Below are 24,194 nucleotides of genomic sequence, written 5' to 3'. Positions count from 1 at the left end.
TTGAGTACTAGATTAACCAATTTGTTCAACCCCCGTTATTTCTAAGAATCGATCTTCTAGAGACTGGGAAACCATCTCGACGCCATAGATGCGAATTTGATTCTGCATCAGATCTGCCAGAATGTCCGGAATACGCTCCCGCTCAGTAGTGACCTCGACGGTTCCTTCCTGAGCGAGCTTGGCCTCCTGGACGTCGTCCATCTGCCTCATCGCTGCCAATGCCTGTTCCAGTGGCTGTGCTTGGATTCGATACGTTTGAACTTGATCGTTTTCCCTGGTAAAATGCTGAACCGGCATTATATTGACTAGTTTTCCCCGCTGGAGAATGGCAACCCGGTCGCACATGAGCTCCATCTCGGACAACAGATGGCTCGAGACAATCACCGTGATTCCTTCCGTACGGGTCAAATGCCGCAAATAGTCGCGCAGCTCACGGATCCCCGCCGGGTCAAGACCGTTTGTCGGTTCATCTAGAATCAGCAGGGAAGGGCGATGCAGCAGTGCTTGGGCAACTCCCAGCCGCTGGCGCATGCCGAGCGAGTATTTTTTTACTTTGTCGTGGATGCGGTTTTCCAGCTTGACTAGCGATACCACTTCGTCAATTCGTTCCTTGGTTACCCCCGGCATCATGCGGGCATAATGAATAAGGTTGTGGTAGCCGCTCAGATACTTATACATTTCCGGACTTTCCACGATGGCGCCGACGTGGCGGATCGCTTGCTCGAATTCGGTTTTGATATTTTTCCCCTTAATCAGGATCTGCCCCGTGGTTATCGACATCAGTCCGACAATCATTCGGATCGTGGTGGTTTTACCGGCACCATTTGGACCAAGGAAGCCGAAAATTTCGCCTTGCGGTACGTCAAATGTAAGATCGTCGATGAGGGTGGTCCGGCCAATGCGTTTCGTCACATGACTTAAGCTGATGATAGGTTCGTTGTTCATATTTATGCTCCTTTAATAATGGATTTGGAACTAAATTTTATATAGAGTTTCTCTTAAAGATATGATTTCAATGTCTGTACAATAAAAGTGTAAGCTATCATCCTCGTAGTCTATTACTTCATAATACTTACCTTCCCAACCTCTATCCCTTATATCATAAATCCCGATTGACAATTGATGATAAATACCCCCGCTTTCAAAATCGATACTATTGGGGTTGTAGAAGCGAAAGAAGGCAATATATTGTTTTTCTTTATCCTTCATAAAAAAATCTATGTCGAGAAAACAATTGCCTTCGAACATCCTATTTTGAAAGTTCAATAAGAATCTATCAATGCACTCTATGTTTTGTAATGAAAAATTGTTTATTTGATCAGTTATAAGGCTAATATTTTTTATCAATATGAATCACTCCTTGGAGAATCGTAATTGTTTTAAGTCATTAGGCTTTGGTGTCTTCATCACTGCGGTATTCTAAAATATCCCCAGGTTGACATTCTAAAGCCTTACAAATCGCGTCTAAAGTTGTTAATCGAATCGCTTTTGCCTTGCCGTTTTTTAAATTAGAAAGATTAGCCATCGTGATCCCGACCCACTCTGAAAGTTCTGTTACGCTCATTTTCCTTGTGGCCAGCATCACATCAATATTGATTATCATTGCCATTATCATCACCTCAGACGATTAAGTCATTTTCCGATTTTATATCAATTGCCACTTGTAAAAGTCTTTGAAGAACAGCAGAGAATACGGCGATTACAATTGAAGCAAAGATAGGGACCATTCCGATTATGATGAGACCAGGAGCATCATCTAAATCTGCTACGAGATAAACAAATGGCAGAACTACTACATACAAACCACTGATTGTCATTGCACAGAGTTTGATTTTATTTAGAGCTTTAACAGTCCATTCAGAGAAAGCTAAGTTCTTGTCAATGTAGCTTAAAAGCTTAAAAGACTGATATAATGCCACGAAATACGGTATCACAGATACACACACACCGATTAAAATAGGGTATAGGATATGGTCATAATCAGGATTTATTGGATTTTTAGCTAACCAAGGCAATCCAAATATACACAAAGCAAGGACAGGAATTCCCATTAGAAAAACAGCTGTCTTTAAAAAGAGTGTTGAACCTCGTTTCATAAAAAGCACCTCACTAAAATTCATTAAATTGATTATAAGAAAATATTTATCGAATTTCAATAAATTTTTTCTCCCATTTAATATTTTATTATCGATATATTAAAATTCATTCAATTTTAAAAAAAGAAAAACCACCCTTAGATTATAAGGATGGCCACAAATATCTTATGGATGTTTTCGACGGTTAAGCATTCTTCATAATAATTATTTCAAATGTATTAGCCACTGATTTACAGCAGTTAGCGATTTCTTCTAGCCCTTCATAAATTTGTTTGTTTTTAATAATTCGAATAGGGTCTTTTTCTAAGGTAAACAAATTTTTAATGGATTCACGGAAAGTCTGGTCACAATAGGATTCTATTTCTTTAATTTTGATTGTGTGTTCTCTAATATTTAGCAATTTCTTTTTAGATAGGAGTTCAATACCTGAATCAATTTCGGATGTACAATTTTTGATGGCATCAACAAATTTAAGCATAAAATCGTCCATTTCCATCATGGAGTACATTTCAAATAGGGCAGCTGTATGGTATAAACCGTCCAAAATATCATCCATGCATATTGAAAGAGCTAAAATATCTTCACGATCTATTGGAGTGATGAAAGTATTATTAAGTTCGCTAATAAGATCATGTACTATGGTATCTCCGTTAGATTCAAATTTTTTCATCTTTTCAGAAAATATTTTAAGATCATTAACATTATTTAATTTATTGTCAGCAAAATAGTTAGCGCTTACTTTTAAATTTAAAGAAATACTCTTTAAATAATTAAAAAACCTGTCTTCCTTTTTTGCCATTAAATTACCCCCACATTGTCCAACTAGTGTAACTGCCAAAAGAGATTTTATAAAACCATTCTCAATGCGCTTTTAATTGCAATTACTATAATAAATGCAACTACCGGGTAACTCGTAACGGCTTACGTCCAAATCCCACAAGGTCAATTAGATTGTCTACAGGAAATTATAGGCTCATTTATGCTCTAAATAGTTGAAAGATAAGGGGGGCGTATACAGTAAACCCGATTGGGGGAATTTGAGGGCTTCTGTTAATTCCCAAAAGAAGGAAATGTGAATAATATAAATCCCAGTGATATCAACGACGGTTCTTTATTTTTTCGAACATTTACAAGTAAAGGGGAGAGTCACTATGTCAGCCAAAACAGGGTTTCTGCCCAGCTCATCTGGTTTTAAATTTGAAAACAGCTTTCCACATGTTCCATTAAAGAAAATAAATGTATTGGGCCGGGAGATTTCAATCGGTAATGCATCGTACGGCCTATGTGGCGGAATGATTTATGCTGCCATGGATTACTTTGAAGCAAAAAAGCCGATCCCGGCCAATCCGGAAGCCCCTTCCTCTGGACCATTGTTCGACTTAATCGTTAATCGTCAGATTGAAAGCTTTCATTTGCCCTTTGGTATTATGAAATATCTGTTTCTGATGAATCCCATTATCCCGGATCATGAAACAAAAGCTAGTAAACTAGGAGCTGCACCGCATGGTAGGACGTGGAGAATGATGAAAAAGGAATGGCCGAGAATAAAAAATGATCTTGATAACGGCAAACTTTCACCGCTTGGCATAATCAGAGTAAAATCCTTTAATCCTTTTCAGATTAGACAACATCATCAAGTTCTGGCATATGGCTATGACTTGAAAGAAAACAATTTGTATATTAATATCTATGACCCTAATTTACCAAACGATGATCATATTACTTTATCCTTAAATATAGAAAAACCTGAATCGACCACAACCGTGTTTCATTCAAAATCATCTGTACCGATTTACAGTTTCTTTAGAGCTAATTACAAGTTTAAAAGGCCGATAGATTTTAATTAGAATTCCAGCGGCAGTTTGCTTCAGGGGACGATAGGGAGCACAGTCTTTTAAAGAATTTAAAAATGTCGCAGTCAATTAAAACCAATGCTTTTTTCGAGTAAAAGGAGCAAGGTACTTGGCGCATTTCATGGCGGGCAGACTAATAACCTTTTGGCTAATTGCAAGCGCGTCATTTTCAATGCGGCGACGTTGAAGGTTCCGCTGTTCTTCATCAGACGCACCGAGAAGTAGTTCGGAATTGTACCATACCGCTGTCCTGCAGTGAGACAAGATGATCGATGATAGGGATTCATCTTTTCTGCCCATAACATAGTCAATAACACGGATAAAACGGGCATAATAGTTCGACAGTTCGTCCTGCACCAGATCCACAAGGTCAGCTAGCACGTAGTTGATTCGTTCATGATCCTGGCGGCGGTGCAGCATTTTTCGAGCGTCGGGCCAAGCCTGTTCCTCAGACAGTATGTTATGCATGACCATCGGCAGGTCACTGTTAATATGGGCGTTAATGCCAAGTAGGGCATCCTGCAGGACAAAACCTTTTTTTTCAGAAGCTTGACGGAAGGCAAGCTCCCAAGCAGGCGGACAAGGCTGACCTTCCTGAAAGGCATCGATAGCATGAAAATAATATTGTGCAAAGCCAACGAGAACATGCTCCAGCCATACTGGATCCAGAAAAAATCCGGTTGAAAGGCGTTTTTGCATTTCCTTTGTCATCAAAAGGTAGACACGGTGAAATACGACCCGATGATCCCCGCTTTGCTGAAAAACACGAAGCTGCTCCGTCATCACCTCGATTACATCATCAATTGTTTCCAATCCGGCTTTCTGTTTGCTAACCAATTCCATTCATTTTCCCTCCCCAGGGATCGAACCGCACAAGTGAAAATAATATATTTCTACTATTTCTATGAGAATAACAAACACTTATTGCCTAAAGAATGTTTTCTCCGTTTGCATTCTATAGATATTTTAAGCCACAATAGTAGTTATAAAGAAGCAAAAACTTACATTTTATTGGAGTGAGCAAATTGGATATTGAAAATAAGCAAAATGTCACATTTCAATTGGAGAATGAAAATGGGGAGCTGGAAGTAAAAGGTGAAATTTTTTGGGAAAGCCACATTCCATTTTTTGATGATTTAAAATTTAAAGGGGTAATTGCTTTACTTCATTCCATCGATAAACAAAATTTTAAAGAATCAGGAAATCATCAACTATTTGAACAGTTTATCAGCGAAATAGAAGAGACAATTAATGAGATGAAAAAATATGACCAGTTTCAGGGGAAACTTAATTAATCCAGTTAATCTTAAAATATAATCAGCACAGCAGCCACCTGCATACATAAAAGAAGGGCCCAGACGGACCCTCCATTGTTACTTTAAATCTAATCCTAATTGATTTAACAAGGTTTCACTAGGATCTTGACTGACCTCCCAAATCATCGCTCCTGCTAATCCGTTCGATTTGATATAGGATGCCTTTTGTGACATCGATTCGGCATCGTCATAGCTGATAAAGGTCGATCCATTCCATAAATAAGGAACCTTTGATTCGGAATCCCAGTAACGTACATATCCATCTTTACCGATAAACTTTTTCTCCAATTCACCATAACTATCGGAGTAGACGCCTCCGGTACGAGCCTGATATAATCCGTTGTTGGCATTATTTACCCCTTTGTACTCATTCCCATAAAACGGTACCCCCATGACCAGCTTGTTTGCCGGAACCCCTTTATCTAAAAATATTTGCACAGCCTGGGAAACGCTTGGCCCAGGGGTCGTTTCTGCGGAACTGGCATAGAGCGGGGCATTAAAACCGGTAAGACTGTCCCATGCACCGTGTACATCATACGTCATGAGTTGAACATGATCGACAATTTTACTAATTTGATCCAATTGTGTCGTTTCTGTAAAATTATTGGATGCGCCGGCCGCAATCGAAAGCGAATATTTCTTCCCATCGAGTGCTTGCTGGGCATTCAGTTTTTCACGAACCTTTTGAAGCAGCAGGGTATAATTTTTTTCATCAATCGGCCGGCGGACATTCGTCTTCATTCCTCCGTTAACTGGATACTCCCAATCAAAGTCAACCCCGTCAAAGCCATACGTAACCAGGAACTTCACGACGCTGTCGGCGAAGGCAATGCGGGATGCCTCGGTCAACGCCACTTCGGAAAACTTGTCAGACCAGCTCCATCCGCCGACGGAAATCACCGTTTTTAGATGAGGGAATTTTTGCTTCAGTTTCTTTAATTGATTGAAATTCCCTTTGAACGGATCCGTTGCTGAATCTCCCGGGAACTCTTTTTGTGTATCAGCATAAGGATCTCCGACCTGCATTTTTAAATCATTGCCGATATTGGCAAAGGCATAATTGATTTGCGTCAGCTTTGAAGCATCGATGTCGGAAACTTCAGAACCGCTATACGTAGACCAACCGGCATAGTAACCAGCGATAACATGACTCGGAGGAGTGAGCGGCTGTGAACCCGTGGAAGCCGTGATTTCCGGGCTTGCCGGAGACACATTGCCTTTTGCATCCTTGGCGGTTACATAGAAGCTATATTTCGTATTTGGCAGCAGTCCGCCGATTACAAAATTAGGGCTGGCCGTATCCATGATTTTTACTTTATTTTGGTAAATCGTATAGCTCGTTACCCCATAATTATCGGCTGGCTCGCTCCATTTCAAAGTAATGGTTTTATCCGTCGATGCGGGAGAGTGCAGGTTCACAGGTGCCTGCGGTGCTGCTGTGTCCAACGTACCTGTTGATGCCGTTACGGACTGGCTTGCTGCCGATATGTTTCCGGCTGCATCCTTGGCCTTAACCGTTAAAGTATAAGCTGTATTTGCATTCAAGCTCCGGACCGTTGTTCGAAGCCCTGAACTAGTGGCCAGAAGTGTAGAGCCGTTATAAATTTGATACGTCGTATTCGGGCTGATATTATCATAATTATCTTTTGCTGCATCCCATTCCAATTTCATTGTCGTGTCGGTTATGTCAGTCACCTTCAGGTTAGCTGGAATGGAAGGAGGGATGGTGTCTTTGGATGCATCAGTTGTTACTTGTACTGTGTTGCTGGCAGCGGAAAAATTCCAAGCCCGATCTCTTGCTTTCACCGTTAAATTAAATGATTTCCCGGGATTTAAATCCTTTAACGTGACACTATTGGATGTGGATGTCCCAATGCGGACAAGTCCATTGTAAATTTCATACTCGGTTACACCGATATTGTCTGATGAAGAATCCCATGCCAAGGAAATGGTTTGATCCGTTTTTCCTGTCAGTCGAATATTGGCCGGCGTTGAAGGTGCAACTTTATCATTCTGAACATACACCTGACGGGACGATTCTGTTTTTTGACCAGCTTTATCATAGGCAATTGCTTTTACGATTTGCTCGCCCTCAGGGACCCAGGGATCGGTTGCCCAATTGATAGCATAGGGCTCTGAAGTCTTCGTTCCAATCAGATACCCACCATCGGCACTGTAAAATTCGACCTTGGAAATACCGGTATCATCCGTGACATTGATGCTAAGCTTCACGTTACCTGTCACCGTTTCTCCGTCATAATCCAGTGGAGATACCTCCAGGGAACTCACTGTCGGAGGGAGGTCTTGAGTCGTCTCATTCAAAATATTGCTTGCCGCTGAAACATTCCCCGCCCGGTCTTTTGCTTTAACAGAAAGATTGTACGTAGTCCCGGGAGTTAAGTCGTTCAGGGTGACACTCGAGCCGGTAGAGGTTCCGATCAAAACCTGTCCATTGTAAATTTCATACACCGTCACACCCACATTATCGCTGGCCGCATTCCATGTCAGCGAGATGCTTTTGTTTGTTTTTGCTGTGGTTTGCAAATTAGTGGGAGCGGCAGGTGCAGTTTTGTCATTTTGTACGTACACTTTACGGGACGCTCCGGCTTTTTGACCAGATTTGTCGTAGGCGATGACTTTTACAACCTGTTCTCCATCAGGAACCCATGGATCAGTAGCCCATTTCAAGGTATAAGGTGCGGAAGTCTTTGTACCAATTAGATATCCGCCATTGGCGCTGTAAAATTCCACTTTGGATACACCTAAGTCATCTCCAGCCGTAACGGAAATTTGTACATCCCCTGAAACTGTTACGCCATCACTCGAAAGGGGAGATAGCTGAATTGGGCTTACCCATGGAGGATTGTCGGCTGCTTCTGCAATAGACAGCACCGAAGTAGATAATAGACTTACAGATAAAAATCCAAACGAAAGCTTTTTCCATAATTTTTTGGCCATTTATTCAACCCCTCTCAGTTGTTCCATTCTCTTTTTCAATATACTAGTTTGTTTCTGCTAGAAATGGGAGTTTTAATACTCTCTTTATATTAATATTGTTCGAAAAAAAGAAGATAGATTCTGTGGGGGATTTTCCATAAAATTTAAAGATTTTTACATTCTTTGGGTCAGATTAGTAGAAAAGACCTTCAGGCAAAAGTCCTCCATTTTTTAACAATATCTTTAAAAAATATTAATACCCCTTATACCTTCGTTAAGTACTATTTTCATAGAAAGGGTTTGTAAACCTTTTACATATGTTTCAACTAAATGAAAAGGAGACAGAAAATGGTACCTAATTTTAGGGGGAAATCAAAAAAATTAACAGCTTTTTTAGTATCAGCAAGTATTTTCGGCAGTATTTGGATAGCACCTGTGGATGGAACAACAAAGGTTCAGGCCGCGGAGCAGGCTCTAACACAGGAGAATTTCGATCAAATCGCGAACGGTCAGCTTCCTGCAGGGTGGAAGCTTGTACAGGGAAACGCCAAGGTCTTGGACGGCAAGCTGGTATTAACGTCACCATCTTCAAGCGCTCCTGCCAGAGTAGTGATTCCTTTAGGAAACCAAACAGGGAACTACGTTTTTGAAGCGGATATGACGTTTCAAAGTGCAGTTGAAGACACCCGATGGGCTTCGTTAATGTATCGTGTCCAGCCAAATACATATCCGTATTATCAATTCGCCATGCGCAAAGGCACTACCGCGCTGAACGGACTGGAATTCGCCATCAGAAATGAAAGCAATCAGTGGGTTGTGCCGGAAACGAATTTTTATCCGGAAAATATGGCCATCAATAAGACTTATCATGTCAAAGTGATCGCAAGCGGAAATCGTGTGCAGCAATTTATCGATGGCCAGCTTGTGGTTGATACGGATCAGGCCGGGAAATGGACAAACGGGGATGTCGGTTTCCAAGCGAACGGGACGACCGTTCAATTCGATAATGTAAAGGTCAATACCTACTCAAATGCACTTCCTCCATTAGGAGGTACGAACGCCTTTCTTCCTCAAGAAGTGAAAACGAATATCGTGAATCCGCCTACGATTATTTCGAAAACCGTTGCGCAGGAAGGTGCAGCTTCCGTGCTCATGCAGGCAAAGCGGAACGAACAGGGGAAATGGACGGTTGAAGGGGCACCAATTGAAAACGCCCTTTATAATATTAAAGGAAAATTCATTCCGATTATCCAAGTGGAAGAAAATTCCGATATAGAAGGTCTCGCAAATGTCCTGAAAGAAACCCAGACACAAGATTTTCAGATTTTATCCAGTAATCCCGCGATCGTAAAAGAAATGCGCAGTTTTATTAAAACGGCCCGCGGTGCCCTTCTTTACAACAAGGCAGCTTTCAATAAGCATGATATGGCGGCTTTCGCACGGGACATTCATAAAAGCGATGCGATGGTAGCGGTAATTCCACAAAAAATTCTGAGCCCTGAGAACGTTCACTATTTGCATAGCCGTGCCATATCCGTTTGGGGAATCGGCGCTGAGGATGTGCAAGCTGCCCATACGATGATTCATCTTGGAGTGGACGGCATTGTTTCGGAAAATCCTTCCGCTTCCATTGAAGCTTTGGGACAGTATCCAGAGAATACAATTGTACAGCGTCCGGTCGTGGCCGCACATCGTGGTGTACCTTCCATTGCGCCTGAAAATACAATCGCTTCCTATCGAAAGGCCTATGAATTGGGAGCAGATATGATCGAGACTGACGTACAGAGGACCAAAGACGGGAAACTGGTTATTATGCATGACTATACGGTGGACCGTACCACGAACGGAAAAGGGAATATAAAGGATTTAACACTCGAGCAGATTCGGACCTTAGATGCCGGTATCAAGTTCAGTCCTGAATTCCAAGGAGAAAAGGTACCTACATTTAAAGAGTATTTAGATGAGTTTAAAGGGAAAGATGTGGTCCTGCTTGTCGAGATTAAGGCAGATGGCATCGAGAAGCAAGTGATGGAGGAGATCGAGCAAGCTGGAATGGTTGATAATGTAGTGATTCAAAGCTTTAATTCCAACCATATCCGAAACACTCGCGGTTTCAACCCTGAAGTGGGCACGGGCTATCTTTACTCTGCAGCTATACCATCTACGATTGACGGCAAGCTGAAAAAGGCCCAGCAAATGATGCAGTACGGTGCCAGCATGAACGCGACCCTGAATGCTGACTATGGCAGTCTGAATTCGGAATTTATTCGCTACATGCGCCAGCGTGGATTCCTGAATATGCATTGGACCTTTAGAAACGAAGATCATTTTGGACAAGCCTTGGAGGCTGGCGTGGTCGGACCGATTACGGACTATACCCAGTGGCTGACTGATGCCCCAATTCGTTTGGAAATTCCAAACAAAAAGGTCAACCTGAATGTCGGAAAATCGGCAACGATTCAGGTGAAATCCTTTGTGGACTATCGAGAAGCCAAAACAGAAAATATTTCGACAACTCTCTTTGTAAACAGTGGAGAAACGAAGGTTAAAGTCGAAGGCAATACCATAACAGCGCTTGAGCCTGGAAAGGTGAATGTGTTCGCGATGCATACATTCCAAATGCTTGGAAAGGAATGGCATTTAGTATCTGAGCCAATAGAAGTGACCGTAACAGAATGATAAGGTATAAAAATGCGCCCAATTTATTTATTGGAGGCGCATTTTTTTGATATCGATTATGAGTTGATTTGAAGGCAGACATTAATAAGATACTTTTGCTAGCATAATAGAGGGTTAGCATAATGGGGGAGATATTATGAAAGTAAACTTAATTTATGAGATTTAAATATTGTCAACGATTAATGATAGAAGCAATAATATGCCCATTAATGTTCCTGTAAAGATAGCATTCTTCATACTGTTGGTGTTAGTCGGTGAACTTGTTTTTCTCCTTGTTAGTGCCGTCCGAAAATATAGAATGGCACCAAGTGTGATCATTGCTGCTTCTAGGCTTAAGCTAACAACAGGCCATTTCCAAAGACCCAGTCCTAACATTGGGAGCCCACCCATATTTCCAGGGAATATGGGTAAATCCGCCCGGTGGACAATTAGATCTAAAATCCAGTGACTAAATACGGTTGCGCTAATAACCATTCCGCCGCGTTTTCCCCATTTGATCCAAGCCAACACCCCAGCTAAGCAGGCGATTAACAAAGCACCAAATAAGGAGTGAGTATACTCAGCATGAATTAGAATCTCCTTGCCGCCGTTGCCAATAGACTCCATCGTCTCAACGCCGGAAATAAACAAAGGGACAAAAATAATGTCGAGCAATTGGGTACTAATCATTAGTGCCCAAAGAGGTACTGATGGCTGCTTAGCTTTAACTGCGGCTGCAAGTCCGAAATGTCCAGCAAACATTTACTCCACTTCCTTTCACTCTTGTTTCAAAAATTTTGAGTCCAACCAACCGCATAACACCGTAAAAAGAAGGATAAATACAATAAAAGTCACACCCACTCATCTCCTTGAATTCATTTAAACTAATAACATTAGTTTAATGATAACTAATGTTATTAGTTTTATCAATGGTTAATTTGGAAAAAAATACTTAATTGGGCTATATCTCCTTAAATATTAATAATCCAAAAGGAAATTATGAACGGCCAAGGAACGCTGCAGGGAAAGTATTAAGGAGAGAACTCAGTGAATTAGATAAAATCGCGAAGGTCGTAAATTAATAGAATATAATCCATTAATGAATGTTACATGCTGATGTATGACAACTCGAACTTAGGCACAAGGAGCAGAAAAAAGTTTGTAGATTGTTATACATCAATTTTTTTTTGCAAAAAAAAGGCATGGTTTCTAAGAACAAGCCATATTTATTTACATTAATGATGCCTTACCGAACTTTTTTGTAATGTAAAGTTCACGGGTATGAAAAAGGAGGAGAAGTTTTATGATGACACCGGAACAATATATTGAAAGCCTGCGTAACCAGAAGAAGGAAGTATATTTTATGGGCGAGAGGGTCGAAAATGTCGTCGACCATCCGGCAATGAGGCCACATATCAATGCAGCATCCGTGACGTATAAATTGGGCACAGAGGAGAAATACGAGGAATTAGGCAGTGCCTTCTCCCATTTGACAGGTAACAAAATCAATCGTTGGACACATATACCGCATAATCAGGAAGATCTTGTTAAAAAAGCGATGATGCTCCGGGTCGCTGGACAAATAACGGGGACATGTTTTCAAAGATGTGTTGGTATGGACGGCTTAATCACTCTTTATTCAACGACTTGGGAAATGGACCAGGACCTTGGTACAGACTATCATGATAGGTTTAAGCGATTTTTAATCGAGACACAGAATCATGATTATATGACCGATGGAGCTATGACAGACCCAAAGGGAGACAGGTCCAAAAGGCCGTCGGAACAACATGACCCTGATTTGTATGTAAGAGTGGTAGAAGAAAAGGAAGATGGGATCGTTGTTCGTGGAGCAAAAATGCATCAAACAGGGGCCATAAATTCCCATCAAATTTTAGTTATGCCTGGAACTGCCATGTCCCCAAAAGATGCAGATTATGCCCTTTCGTTTGCGGTACCTGCCGACGAAAAAGGTGTGATCTACGTTTTTGGAAGACAAGTTAACGACAGCCGTAAATGGGAAGGGAAAATCGATCAGGGGAATGCAAAATATGGTGTAGTCGGCGGAGAGGCATTGATTATTTTTGAGGATGTGTTTGTTCCTTGGGAGCGGGTCTTTATGTATAAAGAAACGCAATATACAGGCAAACTGGTTGATCGCTTTGCATCATACCATAGACAAAACTATGGAGCTTGTAAAGCTGGAAACCTGGATGTCTTAATAGGGGCAACGGCATCACTTGCTGATATGCATGGAATTTCTAAAGCTGGTCATGTGAAAGAGAAATTGGCTGAAATGGCCCACTTAGTTGAAACCATGTATAGCGGAGCCCTTGCCTGCTCCTTCAATTGTTCAAAAAATGGTTGTGGCACCGCTTTTGTTGACCCGGTGCTGGCAAATGCATCAAAACTTAACACAGCACGGTATTATCCAGAGGTTACCAAGCTGTCTCAAGATTTAGCAGGAGGTTTTGTGGCAACACTGCCTTCTGAAAAAGAACTGGATAACCCGAGGATTGCTCCTTATATTTATAAATACTATAGCACTGGCGAAAATGCTGATCCAATTGACAGGATTAAAATGGGACGTCTGGTTGAGAATATGACAGGCTCCACTCCGATTATCGAATGTATGCATGGTGCCGGATCACCGCAGGCACAAAAAGTGGTGATTCAACGTTCGATTAATTGGGGAGAAAAGATTAAATTTGCTAAAGAGATTGTAAAGGATGCTAAGGAGTTATAGTTATAGTACTTAGAATTTGGGAGAGAGCCTCTATCAGTCTGTGATAACTGATGCAAGAAAAAGAACCATAATCTTAACGCTGAAAAATAGCAAAAATGTGGCGGATTTTAGATGCTTGGCGTGCTTCCTCTTTAAAGGATACAAGGAATTAAATATAAAGATAGTTTCGATGATTGGAAATTGATAAGAAGTTATATAGAAACAGAAATCCCAATCAAGAATATAAAGAGTATACATTTCAAAAAATGGTCGTTAAGTGAAAGTCATATCATCGATATGGCTTTTTTGTTCTTACACAATGCGGCATGAAATAAACGAAAAGAAACGTTGATTAAACTGAGATGAAAAAACGTGTTTTAGTCATAATCTACTCTTCAAAAAAGTAAACATATTATAAGGTTTTTCTTTATTCTTCTAACAACAATTATGAGTATTACTTTTCATGATAAGGAGGAGTTTCAGATGAAGTCGGTTGGAATCTTGGGCGTTGGTCAAGCAGGTGGAAATATGGCAGAAATTGCATCCGTCTTGGGTTTTCAAACAGCTCTGATTAATACAAATCAACGTGATGGAGCCGTAAACACCAGAGTGGAAAAAAAGTATTTTGTCCCGGGGTATAATGGTGCAGGCCAAGATAGAACGTTAGGAAATCGTGCGGTACAGGAAAAATATCGAGAAATGATTGATTTTGTAACCACCTCCTTTAAAAACATAAAGCTGCTCTTGGTCGCTTTTTCAACGGACGGTGGTACGGGTTCTGGAATGAGCCCGCTATTGATTGATCTGTTAATCGACCAATTGCCTGGTATTAAAGTTGGTGCCATTGCCATATTACCTGAACGAAACGTATTAGCGGGGAATCGGATCAATACGGCAGAGTGTATCCAAGAGCTTTCCCAAATAGAAGGCATTTCTTCCGTTTTCTTGGTAGATAATGATCAGATGCGCAAGCAGAAGCCGCAATCCAGCAAACATGAGATTTACCTCTCTGCTAATCGTCAAACGGTGGAGGCCATTAGCCATATCCTAAAAGTAACAAATAAGAGTTCGTTTTACGGGAACTTCGACGAAACTGATCTTATGAATATTCTTGAAACAAGAGGAGTTACCCTTATCTCTTCCGCTGCTATTACTGACGCGAAAACCAGTTCGGATGTCTCAACGAAAGTACAATCCTCATGGGAAAACTCTATATTCTGTCCTGTTGAATCGCAGGGTGTCATTCGTGCAGGTCTGATATATGAAGGACCAGAGAATATTTCAAAGCTCATTAATGTTCCTTCCATCTTTGAAAGGATAGGGGAGCCAGTACAATTATTTGAAGGGACCTATCTCTCAGAAACGGACCCTACCGTTACAACCATTCTTGCTGGGCTCTACTTCCCAAGCCGTCGGCTTCAATCCCTAGAAGAATCTCTAGAAAAGAATAAAGAACGATTACAGAACCTTGTTAAAAAGGAACATACACAAAAATACGAATCCTCCGTAAACTGGGCTTCCAACCTAAAAGTTAAAAAAACAGAAAAACAGACTGTATCCATAACATCCAAGTTAACGAAGTATAAGAAATAATGGGGACTCAAGGAAACACATCGGAACGATACAATCCGATGTGTTTTTTTATATTTTCCAGTAAATATGAACCTTTTTTGCATCACAGTGATGCAAAAAAGGTTCATAAATATTTCATTTATACTTTGCAAACCTTTATTTTGGGTAAGTAACAAATCAAAAAACATTTGATTTTATAAGATGTAGGGGTAATCTATTGAAAAAATTTTTTCCTGGCACAGAAATTGCAATATAAATAGTGACGGTTCAAAAATGTCCAAAGAAAGGAGTGAACATAGTGGCCCAATTTAAAAATTTGTTTTCTGAAATTCAAATTGGGAATACCCATTTAAATAATCGAATTCTTAGCACTGCCCACCAAACCAACCATGTGGTTGACGGTATCCCAACTCCAGATATGACAGCCTATCATGTAGAACGAGCGAAAGGAGGAGTGGGACTAATCGTTCTTGAAGCTGCTGCCGTACATCCATCCGGGATGCTGACCGGTCATACCATTGCTGGATATGACAAGAGGGTCGTACCTGCTTATGCAGAAATGGCTGCACAATTGCATCAGTATGGTACAAAGGTATTTGCTCAGCTTTTTCACGGTGGAAGGGAGTTTATCGCGAGCGATTACCGTCACGCAGCATGGGCACCATCCGCAGAACCAAGCTTGCGGTTTGGAACAATGCCAAGGCCCATGAGTTTGGATGATATTGAAGAGGTTATCAATGGGTTTGCTTTATCAGCTAAGCTGGCTAAAGAAGCAGGATTGGATGGAGTGGAAATTGCTTGTTCCCATGGATATTTACCTGCTCAATTTTGGTCGAGTCATACCAATCATCGAAACGACCATTACGGCGGAAGCTTTGAGAATCGAATGCGTTTTATCCTTGAAATTATGCAGCAGATTTGGAAGACGGCAGGGGAAGACTTTACTGTGGGAATCAGGATCAGTGCGGATGAAATGACAATGGATGGTACCACCGTAGCAGATGCCATTAACATAGTTGAATATTTGGTCGAACGTGTTCGAATTGACTTTATTAATGTAACGGCAGGAGATTCAAGTACCTATTCGGGTTCTACCCATATAGCACCAGGATCTCCCATGAAGCATGGATATAATGCACCTCATGCCTTTAAGATTCGGATGGCGGGTGCAATCCCTGTATTCGTAGGAACGCGAATCGTCGATCCTGTAGAGGCTGAACAGATTATCAAAACCGGGAAAGCGGACATGGTGGGAATGACCCGTGCCTTAATCGTGGATCCCCAAATGCCGAATAAAGCAATGAGTGGAGAACTAAATTCAATTGATGCCTGCATTGGATGCCTCCAGGCTTGTATAGGCCACTATCATAAAGGCCTTGCCATTGGCTGTGTCCAAAATCCTATTGCAGGGAAGGAAAGACAGTTGAACCCCAAGCTCCAAAAGGTAAAAACCAAACAACATGTCGTCGTCATAGGTGCGGGTCCCGCTGGTCTGCAAGCAGCCATAACAGCGGACCAACAGGGGCATCAAGTCACTCTTGTAGAGCAGCAACAAGTGATTGGCGGTCTCCTGCAAACCATGAAAAAAGCCCCAATGCGGCAGGAACTGGCCGAAACCATGCTGGATAACTTTTCAAGGAAGCTAGAAAAAAGCAATGTAAATGTTCAATTAGGAAAAAGAATCTCCAGTGCCGATTTAGTAGAATGGAAGCCTGATGTCATCATTTGTGCGGCAGGGTCCAGACCATACCTTCCACATATGCAGGGGATTGAAGATGATCGAATAAAAACTTTAGATGAGTTATTTAGCAGCAATCCGACTCAAATAGGAAAACGGGTACTTGTGTTTGATTTCTCCGGGGACTGGCCGGGAATGGAAGCGGCTATTTTTTTACAGGAAAAGGGCCATGAAGTAACCCTGTTTTCTACAAAACTCCATATCGGACAGGAGGTACATCAGTACCTTAGAAATGAATATATTAAGAAGCTTTACCAGTTAAAAGTTAAAATGCGTCCCCATTTTGATTTCGGAGGGATCGAACAGGACCAAGTTACCATTCGAAATCTATTTACCCATGAAAGGCAAGCAGTGGGTAACTGGGATACTATCGTTTTAGCTTATGGTCGAATCCCTAATACCGAATTGTATGAGGAAGTAAAAGGTTTAGCTCCTGTTGTTCAGCAAATTGGTGATGGTCTTGCGCCACGCACTTTGGAAGAAGCTACCTATGAAGGTTTAACGACTATTCTAAATCTAGGGTCCATAGAAGTAGAAATACCAGGTTAGAGGTCAATCACTATATTTACCTTAAAATATAGTGATTTTTCCGAAAATTCAATGTATTATTACTATTGATGAAATCCCTTACAATACTAATAAGCTAAATGCTAAACCGTTACCCTTATATTCTTTTCAAATTTAGGGGAGGTGAACTTGAAATCTAGCACTTAAAATGGATGGATGGATCTGGCGGGATTTGATTATGTTTGAAGGGGGAAAGAATATGAATGATCACACAAATGTTGAAATTCATTCTGCTTCCGTGCATGTACCTATTAACCCAGAAGGATCAACGAAATTGGAAGATATTTTAGCAGAAATGTCTGACGAGAAGAACCTTGGCGATGATTTCAGCAAGAGGGATTACTTTTACCTTGTCCTTGTTGGACTCGTCATTCCTTTCATCCTAATGATTTGGGGGTGGTTCTTATGAAAATAAAAAATGTTGAGCTATCCATTTCACAAGAAGTAGCCCAAAGCAGCTGGCCCTTACCGAAAAACCAACGAACATGGACTTCTTGGGGACTCATGGGAGTTGCCCTTAGTGCGGGGGTTGCAGCCTGGAGTTATTCGATTGGCGGTTATGTAGCCTACTACTTAAATGCAACCATGGGTACGATTGCCATGATTGCAGGGTGTTTAGTTGGAATGTTTTTTGTCGCTCTTGCTACTGTTCCGGTTAGTATAAAATATGGTGTTGAAAACATCGCTTCCAGCAAACCTATTTTTGGTGAAAAGGGTTCGATATTTGCGATTTTTCTTCAATATGCCTCGATTGTCGGCTGGAATTGTTTGTTAATTATTTTATTTGGGAAAGCCGTAAGTCAAGTTTTAATCGCTACCGGTATACTCCAATCATCCTCACAGCAAATTGTAACAGCCGTTAGTTCTCTTGCCGCATTAGCCATCAGCTGGATCTCGTTACGAGGCGGTTCAGCTTCTGTAAAAAATTCTTCTCTTATTATTAGCATCCTAGTTGCTTTAACTGGCATTTTAATTATGTATAAATTAGTCAGTACTGTTGGCATTAGCAAGATTTTTACTGCAAAACCGCAGGCATCTTCAGGGGACCGCCTTTTGAATTACACTACTGGATTTGAAATATTAGTTGCAAGTGTCCTTTCATGGTGGCCATATATGGGCGGTATTGTACGAATGGTTCCAAGTTCTGGGAAAGCTTTATGGCCGACGATGCTTGGAATGGGTTTACCTACTGGCGTTATTAGTTTAATTGGGCTCTTTTCCGCGCTTGCAACAGGAAACTATGATCCTACTAAATGGTTCGTAGAGGTAGGCGGAATCGGCTTTGGAATCATCGCTCTCTTGTTTTTAGCACTGGCCAATATCGGCACTGCCATAGTTGGAGCCTATACAACTGGAATCGGTCTAAGGCAAATTAAATGGATTGAAAGGAATACAACCTGGAATCAAACCACCCTGATTGTCCTGCTGCCTGTTGCACTCATTAGCGCCTTTATTCCTGATCAATTTTTAAATTCGATTCCATCTTTTCTTGCCTTTCTTGGTGTTGCTTTTGCACCTGTCATCGGTGTTCAAATTACCGATTATTTCCTTCTAAGAAAGCAAAGAATTTCTCTTGATCAGCTTTATAAGGGTGATAAGCAATCCGACTACCATTTCTGGAGCGGCGTAAATGTGGTTGCGTTTATTTCCTGCATTGTTGGATTTTTTGCTTATATATATTTACTTGATCCTATCAGCTATGAATCGGCATCCAGCTTTAAATATATTAGTGCTTCGATCCCTGCCATGCTATTATCGGGAGTTTGTTATTACCTACTTACCAAAATCATCGTGATACCGATGAAGAAAGGCGGATACGGTCAATAAGGAGTAGATTCGCAGTTATTTTATCAAAAATTATTGCTATAAAAAGATGAGGAGGAACTTTATATGAAACAAACCGCTTCAAAAACGTTATACGCTAAGACGTTTATTAATGGAAAATGGATGGATGGTGAAGGTGATCTCGTCACGCTTACAAGTCCTGTTGACGGAAATGTTCTTGGTTCCTATCAAAATAGTTCATTGGAACAAGTGGAGTTAGCGATTAAGAGTGCAAAAGAGGTACAAAAAAAGTGGGCAGAGGTTCCATTATTGGATAAATTGGATTTACTGCAAAAGGCCCATGAAATTGGAAAGCAATACGGGGAAGAAATTGCTCAAACAATTACATTGGAAATGGGGAAAACGATTACCGAGGCACGGGAAGAAGTGTATGAACTCGGGATTTCCAATATTGAACATACAATTGGGGAAGTTCAGCGTTTTAGGGGATGGACCTTGCCAAGTACGTTTGAACGAACCAATAATAAGAGAATCTATGTAACCCATGCACCAATCGGAGTGATTAGTGCAATTACACCTTGGAATTTTCCGATTTCGCTGGCAGCTGAAATTATCCCTTATGCCTTGGCGGTCGGCAATACCATCGTTTTCAAACCATCTGAAACGACTCCGTTTAGTGGAGAATGGTTTGTGAGGCTTTTTGATGAAGCCGGTTTTCCGCCAGGAGTAATCAACTTGGTCCATGGGAAAGGGGATGTCGGCAATAAATTGGTCACTCATCAAGATGTCCGGGGTGTCTGTTTCACAGGAAGTGCGGCGGTTGGAGAAAAAATTTCTCAAGCGGCAGGATTAAGAAGAACGTTGTTGGAGCTTGGCGGAAACGGTCCGCAAATTGTGATGGAGGATGCAAATCTGGAAGAGGCGGTAGAAGCTGCGGTTAATGGATGTTTTTATAATGCCGGCCAAGTATGTACCGCAGCGGAACGTGTTCTCGTTCATGAAAGTGTTCATGATGACTTTGTCCAGTTATTAATCGAAAGAACGAAAAAAATACGTTTAGGCAATCCTTTAGAAGATGACACGCAAATGGGGCCTTTATCCAGTCAAAACATTGTGAATAAGATGAATGAGCATATTGAAGATGCCGTAAGCAAGGGGGCACATGTAGTTTATGGGGGAGGACATGACGGTCTCTACTACAAACCTACCATTCTTATCAATTGCAATCAATCTATGCTTCTGGGAAAAGATGAGACGTTTGGTCCCATTGCTCCCATCATTAAATTCAGAACCGAGGGAAGAAGCCGTCGAGATTGCCAACGATACTCAGTATGGCTTAACCTCTTCTGTCTTTACATCGAACCTGGAAGATGCCTGGTATATGGCCGACCATCTTGAGCATGGCACGGTTCATATCAATGAATCTACCAACTACTGGGATTTCCTTGCTCCATTTGGCGGAATGAAAAATAGTGGCAATGGAAGGAATTTGGGTCAGTGGGTTTTCCAACACTTGACTGAGATTAAACAAATTACCTTTGATCCGTCCAAAACGAAGAAAAGGTAAGAATATATAGAAATACCAGTTGCTTCCACTTTTATTTATAGAGGTAACTGGTTTTTTCCATTATTATAAAACTACATATCTCGAAAAAATAGCAGAGGGGGGCAGGGATATGAATCTTGAATATCAGAAGGCTAACACCATTTTGAGTCATACGACATTAAGAGAAGTGAAAGATTCACTTAAGCATTTATCTTTTCCTTTATTAATTGTTAATTACGATCACGAAATCCAGGGAATCGTCAAGGAGGAGCATTTTTGGAGGGGTGCTGCCCTACATGGCTGGGATGAAAAAGTAGATAAATATATCGACCCAGATTTTCGGGTTTATGATTCATGGAACCAAATGCTTTCAGAAAATGAACAGTGGTGTACCTATACGATTTTAAAAAAGGGTCACGAGGTTCAAATTTATTCAAAGGCATTCTTACTTCATTATGTATATGAGAAATTAAAAAAGGATTTTGCTAAGGCTGAAGAGGTGCTTGAAGAGGCGAAACAGGAAAATAAGGATTTTCTTCAAATCATAAATGCTTCCTATGACGAAATTTTCGTCTCAAATGGCGATGGTGATGTTTTATTCGTTAGTGAAGCCAGCAAAAAAGTAACCGGGTACCCACCTGAAATTTTTATTGGAAAGAATATGGTTGATTTGGTTGAGGAAGGGATTATTTCTAATTCTGTGACCTTGAAAGTATTAAAATCTCACAGGACCGAAACGGTTCAGCAGGAGTATGAAAATGGAAGGAAAGTGATCGTAACCGGAAAGCCTATTTTTTCCGAAGATGGTAAGCTTCATCGGGTGATGATTAATACACGGGATATTACGGAGTTAATCGAATTACAAAATAAGCTCGACGTGGCGAATGCAATTATGAAAAAAAAGAATGTTTCTTTTAAAAAGGAAGGGAATTTGATTACGAGATCAAGGCAGATGAACAAGATTCTTGAATTAATGGAGAGAGTGGCACCTATTGATTCGTCCATTTTAATAGAAGGAGAATCCGGAGTTGGGAAAGGGGTCTTGGCCAAATTTATTCATGATTTGAGCCCTAGAAAAAATAAAGAGTTTGTTCAAGTGAATTGTGGTGCGATCCCTATATCTTTAATTGAATCAGAACTGTTTGGGTATGAAGGAGGCGCTTATACCGGGGCAAAAAAAGGCGGCAAAAAAGGATTGGTTGAGTTAGCGGATGGCGGGACTTTATTTTTAGATGAAATTGGGGAACTTCCATTGGACGTCCAGGTAAAATTACTGAATCTGGTTCAAGATAAAGTCTTTAAACGGTTAGGCGGGAATTTAAGTAAAAGAGTGGATATTCGGATCGTTGCAGCCACGAACCGTCATTTAAAAAGTATGGTAGAATCGGGGAAATTCCGTGAAGATTTATATTATCGTTTACATGTTGTTCCTGTAAATATTCCTCCTTTAAGGGAAAGAAAAGAAGATATTGAACTCTTGGTGCAGCGTTTTCTTTTTAAATACAATAAAGATTATCATTTAGATGTCTCTTTTGACGAATCTGTTATTGATGCCTTAACTGAATATGACTGGCCGGGGAATATAAGAGAATTAGAGAATTTAGTCGAACAGCTGGTCGTGACCTCCCAAAATCAACTGATCCATCCAGACGATTTGCCTTCCTATTTACAACCGAAGATGAAGGAAGAGTATGTAACAGCAAAGGGAATCATTCCTCTTAAGCAGGCAGTGGAAGAGGTTGAAAGGCAAATACTAAGACATGCCTTAAAAAAGTACCATTCCTCAAGAAAAATCGCACATGCTCTTGAAGTTAATCAAACGACGATTATAAGGAAGTTGAAAAAGTATAATATGAATGTTCAATTTGAAGAATAAAAAACACTTGAACTATTCAGAATATTTCTGTAAAATAGGAATAAGCTTCATCCTATCCGCTTAAACAGCTGAAGGCAGTGAAGTAAACCTTTTAAACATTTAAATATTGACTGATCAGTTTCCACTCCCAGCCGTAGCAGGCTGGTTACATTGGATCGTAAAGCCAGTCCATATCACACAATCGTGTGTATTTGGGCTGGCTTTTTATGTTTTTTTAAAGGAAGCCTGGAGGTGGCAGTATGGGAGGAGCGTTAGAAGGGGTTAAAGTATTAGATTTAACAAGAGTGCTGGCTGGGCCTTATTGTACGATGATTTTGGCAGACCTTGGTGCAGATGTCATTAAAGTAGAAGGCCCGGGCGGAAGCGATGAAACGAGGAGCTGGGGGCCTCCATTTCAAAATGGTGTAAGTGCCTATTATCTTTGTGCCAATCGAAATAAGCGAAGCCTCACTGTCAATCTGAAAACGGAAGAGGGACGAGAAATTATTCGGACATTGGCAAAGGAAGCTGATGTTCTAATCCACAATTTTAAATCAGGTTCTATGGAAAAATGGCTGCTAGACTATGATTCTTTGCAAAAAATGAACCCGCGGTTAGTGTATTGCTCTATTACAGGATTTGGGGAAACAGGGCCTTTCCGTCATTTAGCCGGATATGACTATATTATTCAAGGGATGAGCGGACTAATGAGTATAACCGGGAGTGAAGAAAGCGGTCCTATAAAAATTGGCGTAGCAATGGTTGATATTTTGACAGGCTTATATTCTGCCATTTCCATAGAAGCGGCGCTATATGAAAGGGAAAAATCCGGTCAAGGTCAAAAAATAGACATGTCACTCATGGATACGGCCGTCAGCTCGCTGGCGAATGTCGCCAGTAATTATCTGATTTCAGGAAAAGTGCCGCAAAGATTGGGAAATGACCACCCGAATATCGTCCCCTATTCCATATTTAAAGCTTTAGATGGTGAAATGATTATCGCAGTCGGAAATAACCGGCAGTTCACTACCTTATGTGAAGTGGTGGGAAATAAAGAACTAGCCGACGATGAAAAATTCCGTACCAATGAAGCCAGAGTTAAAAACAGGGCTGAACTTACGAGAATAATAGAAAATCTTCTTATCGCTAAAACAGTAAATGAGTGGCTGGAGCTATTGTCGGATAAGAACATTCCGTGTGGCCCCATTCATTCCATGGATCAAGTGTTCGAACATCCACAGATACTCGCTCGAGAAATGGTCGTGGGTGTGGATCACCCGGAAGCAGGACCCGTAAACCTTGTCGGATCACCTATTAAACTATCTAGGACGAAGGTGAAAATCGACCGGCACCCTCCGATAGCGGGGGAACATAACAGTGAGATCCTTCAACAAGCCGGTTTTTCCGAAGAAGAAATATCCCGATTAAAAGAGAACAAAATCATTTAAAACTTGGCTGTATTAAAAGCAATTGTTAACTTTTAACAAAGTTGATTGGAGCGGAAGGCGCGAAGACTCCTGCGGGAGTACGGGGCAGGGAAGACCCC

Annotated in this window: 19 protein-coding genes; 12 read left to right on the top strand and 7 right to left on the bottom strand. The window is 41.0% G+C overall.

Going from position 1 to position 24,194, the window contains the following annotated elements; translation table 11 throughout:
- Positions 1–12 precede the first annotated feature (12 nt).
- The 4 genes from ACIFOT_RS22195 to ACIFOT_RS22180 all read right to left on the bottom strand — a co-directional run bounded on the left by ACIFOT_RS22195 (position 13) and on the right by ACIFOT_RS22180 (position 2,895).
- The gene (locus ACIFOT_RS22195) at positions 13–945 is read right to left on the bottom strand and encodes an ABC transporter ATP-binding protein (protein WP_430067930.1); all 933 of its coding nucleotides are present in this window, start codon (positions 943–945) and stop codon (positions 13–15) included.
- 442 nt (positions 946–1,387) lie between these two features.
- Positions 1,388–1,609: a helix-turn-helix domain-containing protein gene (locus ACIFOT_RS22190; protein WP_430067927.1), complete on the bottom strand. Its 222-nt coding sequence runs from the start codon at positions 1,607–1,609 to the stop codon at positions 1,388–1,390.
- Positions 1,610–1,619: 10 nt separating this feature from the next.
- Positions 1,620–2,096 (bottom strand): DUF2975 domain-containing protein, encoded by a 477-nt coding sequence (locus ACIFOT_RS22185; RefSeq protein ID WP_430067924.1) that lies wholly within the window; start codon positions 2,094–2,096, stop codon positions 1,620–1,622.
- 184 nt (positions 2,097–2,280) lie between these two features.
- Complete coding sequence (locus ACIFOT_RS22180) at positions 2,281–2,895, bottom strand: DUF47 domain-containing protein (RefSeq protein WP_430067922.1); 615 nt, start codon at positions 2,893–2,895, stop codon at positions 2,281–2,283.
- Positions 2,896–3,247: 352 nt separating this feature from the next.
- Between ACIFOT_RS22180 and ACIFOT_RS22175 the strand changes: the two genes are divergently transcribed.
- Positions 3,248–3,943, top strand: coding sequence for a hypothetical protein (locus ACIFOT_RS22175; protein WP_430067920.1), 696 nt, complete (start codon positions 3,248–3,250; stop codon positions 3,941–3,943).
- A gap of 75 nt (positions 3,944–4,018) precedes the next feature.
- Here ACIFOT_RS22175 and ACIFOT_RS22170 read toward each other — a convergent pair whose 3' ends face one another.
- Positions 4,019–4,792, bottom strand: coding sequence for a DUF5995 family protein (locus ACIFOT_RS22170; protein WP_430067917.1), 774 nt, complete (start codon positions 4,790–4,792; stop codon positions 4,019–4,021).
- Between the two features lie 182 nt (positions 4,793–4,974).
- On the opposite strand from ACIFOT_RS22170, the gene ACIFOT_RS22165 reads away from it, so the two are divergent.
- Entirely contained in the window at positions 4,975–5,244 is a 270-nt protein-coding gene (locus ACIFOT_RS22165; protein ID WP_430067914.1) for a hypothetical protein, read from the top strand.
- A 78-nt stretch (positions 5,245–5,322) separates the two neighbouring features.
- Here the strand turns inward: ACIFOT_RS22165 and ACIFOT_RS22160 are convergent, their stop codons facing one another.
- Positions 5,323–8,223 (bottom strand): glycosyl hydrolase family 18 protein, encoded by a 2,901-nt coding sequence (locus ACIFOT_RS22160; protein WP_430067911.1) that lies wholly within the window; start codon positions 8,221–8,223, stop codon positions 5,323–5,325.
- Between the two features lie 327 nt (positions 8,224–8,550).
- On the opposite strand from ACIFOT_RS22160, the gene ACIFOT_RS22155 reads away from it, so the two are divergent.
- Entirely contained in the window at positions 8,551–10,881 is a 2,331-nt protein-coding gene (locus ACIFOT_RS22155; RefSeq protein WP_430067908.1) for a glycerophosphodiester phosphodiesterase family protein, read from the top strand.
- Positions 10,882–11,043: 162 nt separating this feature from the next.
- On the opposite strand, the gene ACIFOT_RS22150 is transcribed toward ACIFOT_RS22155, so the two are convergent.
- The gene (locus ACIFOT_RS22150; RefSeq protein WP_430067906.1) at positions 11,044–11,622 is read right to left on the bottom strand and encodes a permease; all 579 of its coding nucleotides are present in this window, start codon (positions 11,620–11,622) and stop codon (positions 11,044–11,046) included.
- A 541-nt stretch (positions 11,623–12,163) separates the two neighbouring features.
- Here ACIFOT_RS22150 and ACIFOT_RS22145 point away from each other — a divergent pair.
- The 9 genes from ACIFOT_RS22145 (at position 12,164) to ACIFOT_RS22105 (ending at position 24,096) form a co-directional block, all read left to right on the top strand.
- A complete protein-coding gene (locus tag ACIFOT_RS22145) occupies positions 12,164–13,606 on the top strand; it encodes a 4-hydroxyphenylacetate 3-hydroxylase family protein (RefSeq protein WP_430067903.1) in 1,443 nt (480 codons plus the stop codon).
- A 462-nt stretch (positions 13,607–14,068) separates the two neighbouring features.
- Complete coding sequence (locus tag ACIFOT_RS22140) at positions 14,069–15,178, top strand: tubulin-like doman-containing protein (protein WP_430067901.1); 1,110 nt, start codon at positions 14,069–14,071, stop codon at positions 15,176–15,178.
- A 277-nt stretch (positions 15,179–15,455) separates the two neighbouring features.
- On the top strand, positions 15,456–17,444 hold the full coding sequence (locus ACIFOT_RS22135) for an FAD-dependent oxidoreductase (RefSeq protein WP_430067898.1): 1,989 nt from the start codon (positions 15,456–15,458) through the stop codon (positions 17,442–17,444).
- Positions 17,445–17,661: 217 nt separating this feature from the next.
- Positions 17,662–17,871, top strand: a complete 210-nt coding sequence (locus ACIFOT_RS22130; protein ID WP_430067895.1) for a hypothetical protein — start codon at positions 17,662–17,664, stop codon at positions 17,869–17,871.
- Entirely contained in the window at positions 17,868–19,289 is a 1,422-nt protein-coding gene (locus ACIFOT_RS22125; protein WP_430067892.1) for a purine-cytosine permease family protein, read from the top strand. The genes ACIFOT_RS22130 and ACIFOT_RS22125 overlap by 4 nt, the downstream gene beginning before the upstream one ends.
- Before the next feature lie 63 nt (positions 19,290–19,352).
- Positions 19,353–20,645 carry an aldehyde dehydrogenase family protein gene (locus tag ACIFOT_RS22120; protein WP_430067889.1) on the top strand — a complete coding sequence of 431 codons (1,293 nt, stop codon included), beginning with the start codon at positions 19,353–19,355 and terminating at the stop codon, positions 20,643–20,645.
- Entirely contained in the window at positions 20,560–20,814 is a 255-nt protein-coding gene (locus ACIFOT_RS22115; protein ID WP_430067958.1) for an aldehyde dehydrogenase family protein, read from the top strand. The genes ACIFOT_RS22120 and ACIFOT_RS22115 overlap by 86 nt, the downstream gene beginning before the upstream one ends.
- Positions 20,815–20,923: 109 nt before the next feature.
- On the top strand, positions 20,924–22,669 hold the full coding sequence (locus ACIFOT_RS22110; RefSeq protein ID WP_430067886.1) for a sigma-54 interaction domain-containing protein: 1,746 nt from the start codon (positions 20,924–20,926) through the stop codon (positions 22,667–22,669).
- 239 nt (positions 22,670–22,908) lie between these two features.
- Entirely contained in the window at positions 22,909–24,096 is a 1,188-nt protein-coding gene (locus ACIFOT_RS22105) for a CaiB/BaiF CoA transferase family protein (RefSeq protein ID WP_430067883.1), read from the top strand.
- The last annotated feature ends 98 nt before the right edge of the window (positions 24,097–24,194 follow it).

The sequence above is a fragment of the Neobacillus sp. NRS-1170 genome, from assembly GCF_050468025.1.
The sequence above is the reverse complement of the archived record's forward strand: the minus strand, read 5'-3'. Positions and strand labels throughout refer to the sequence as shown.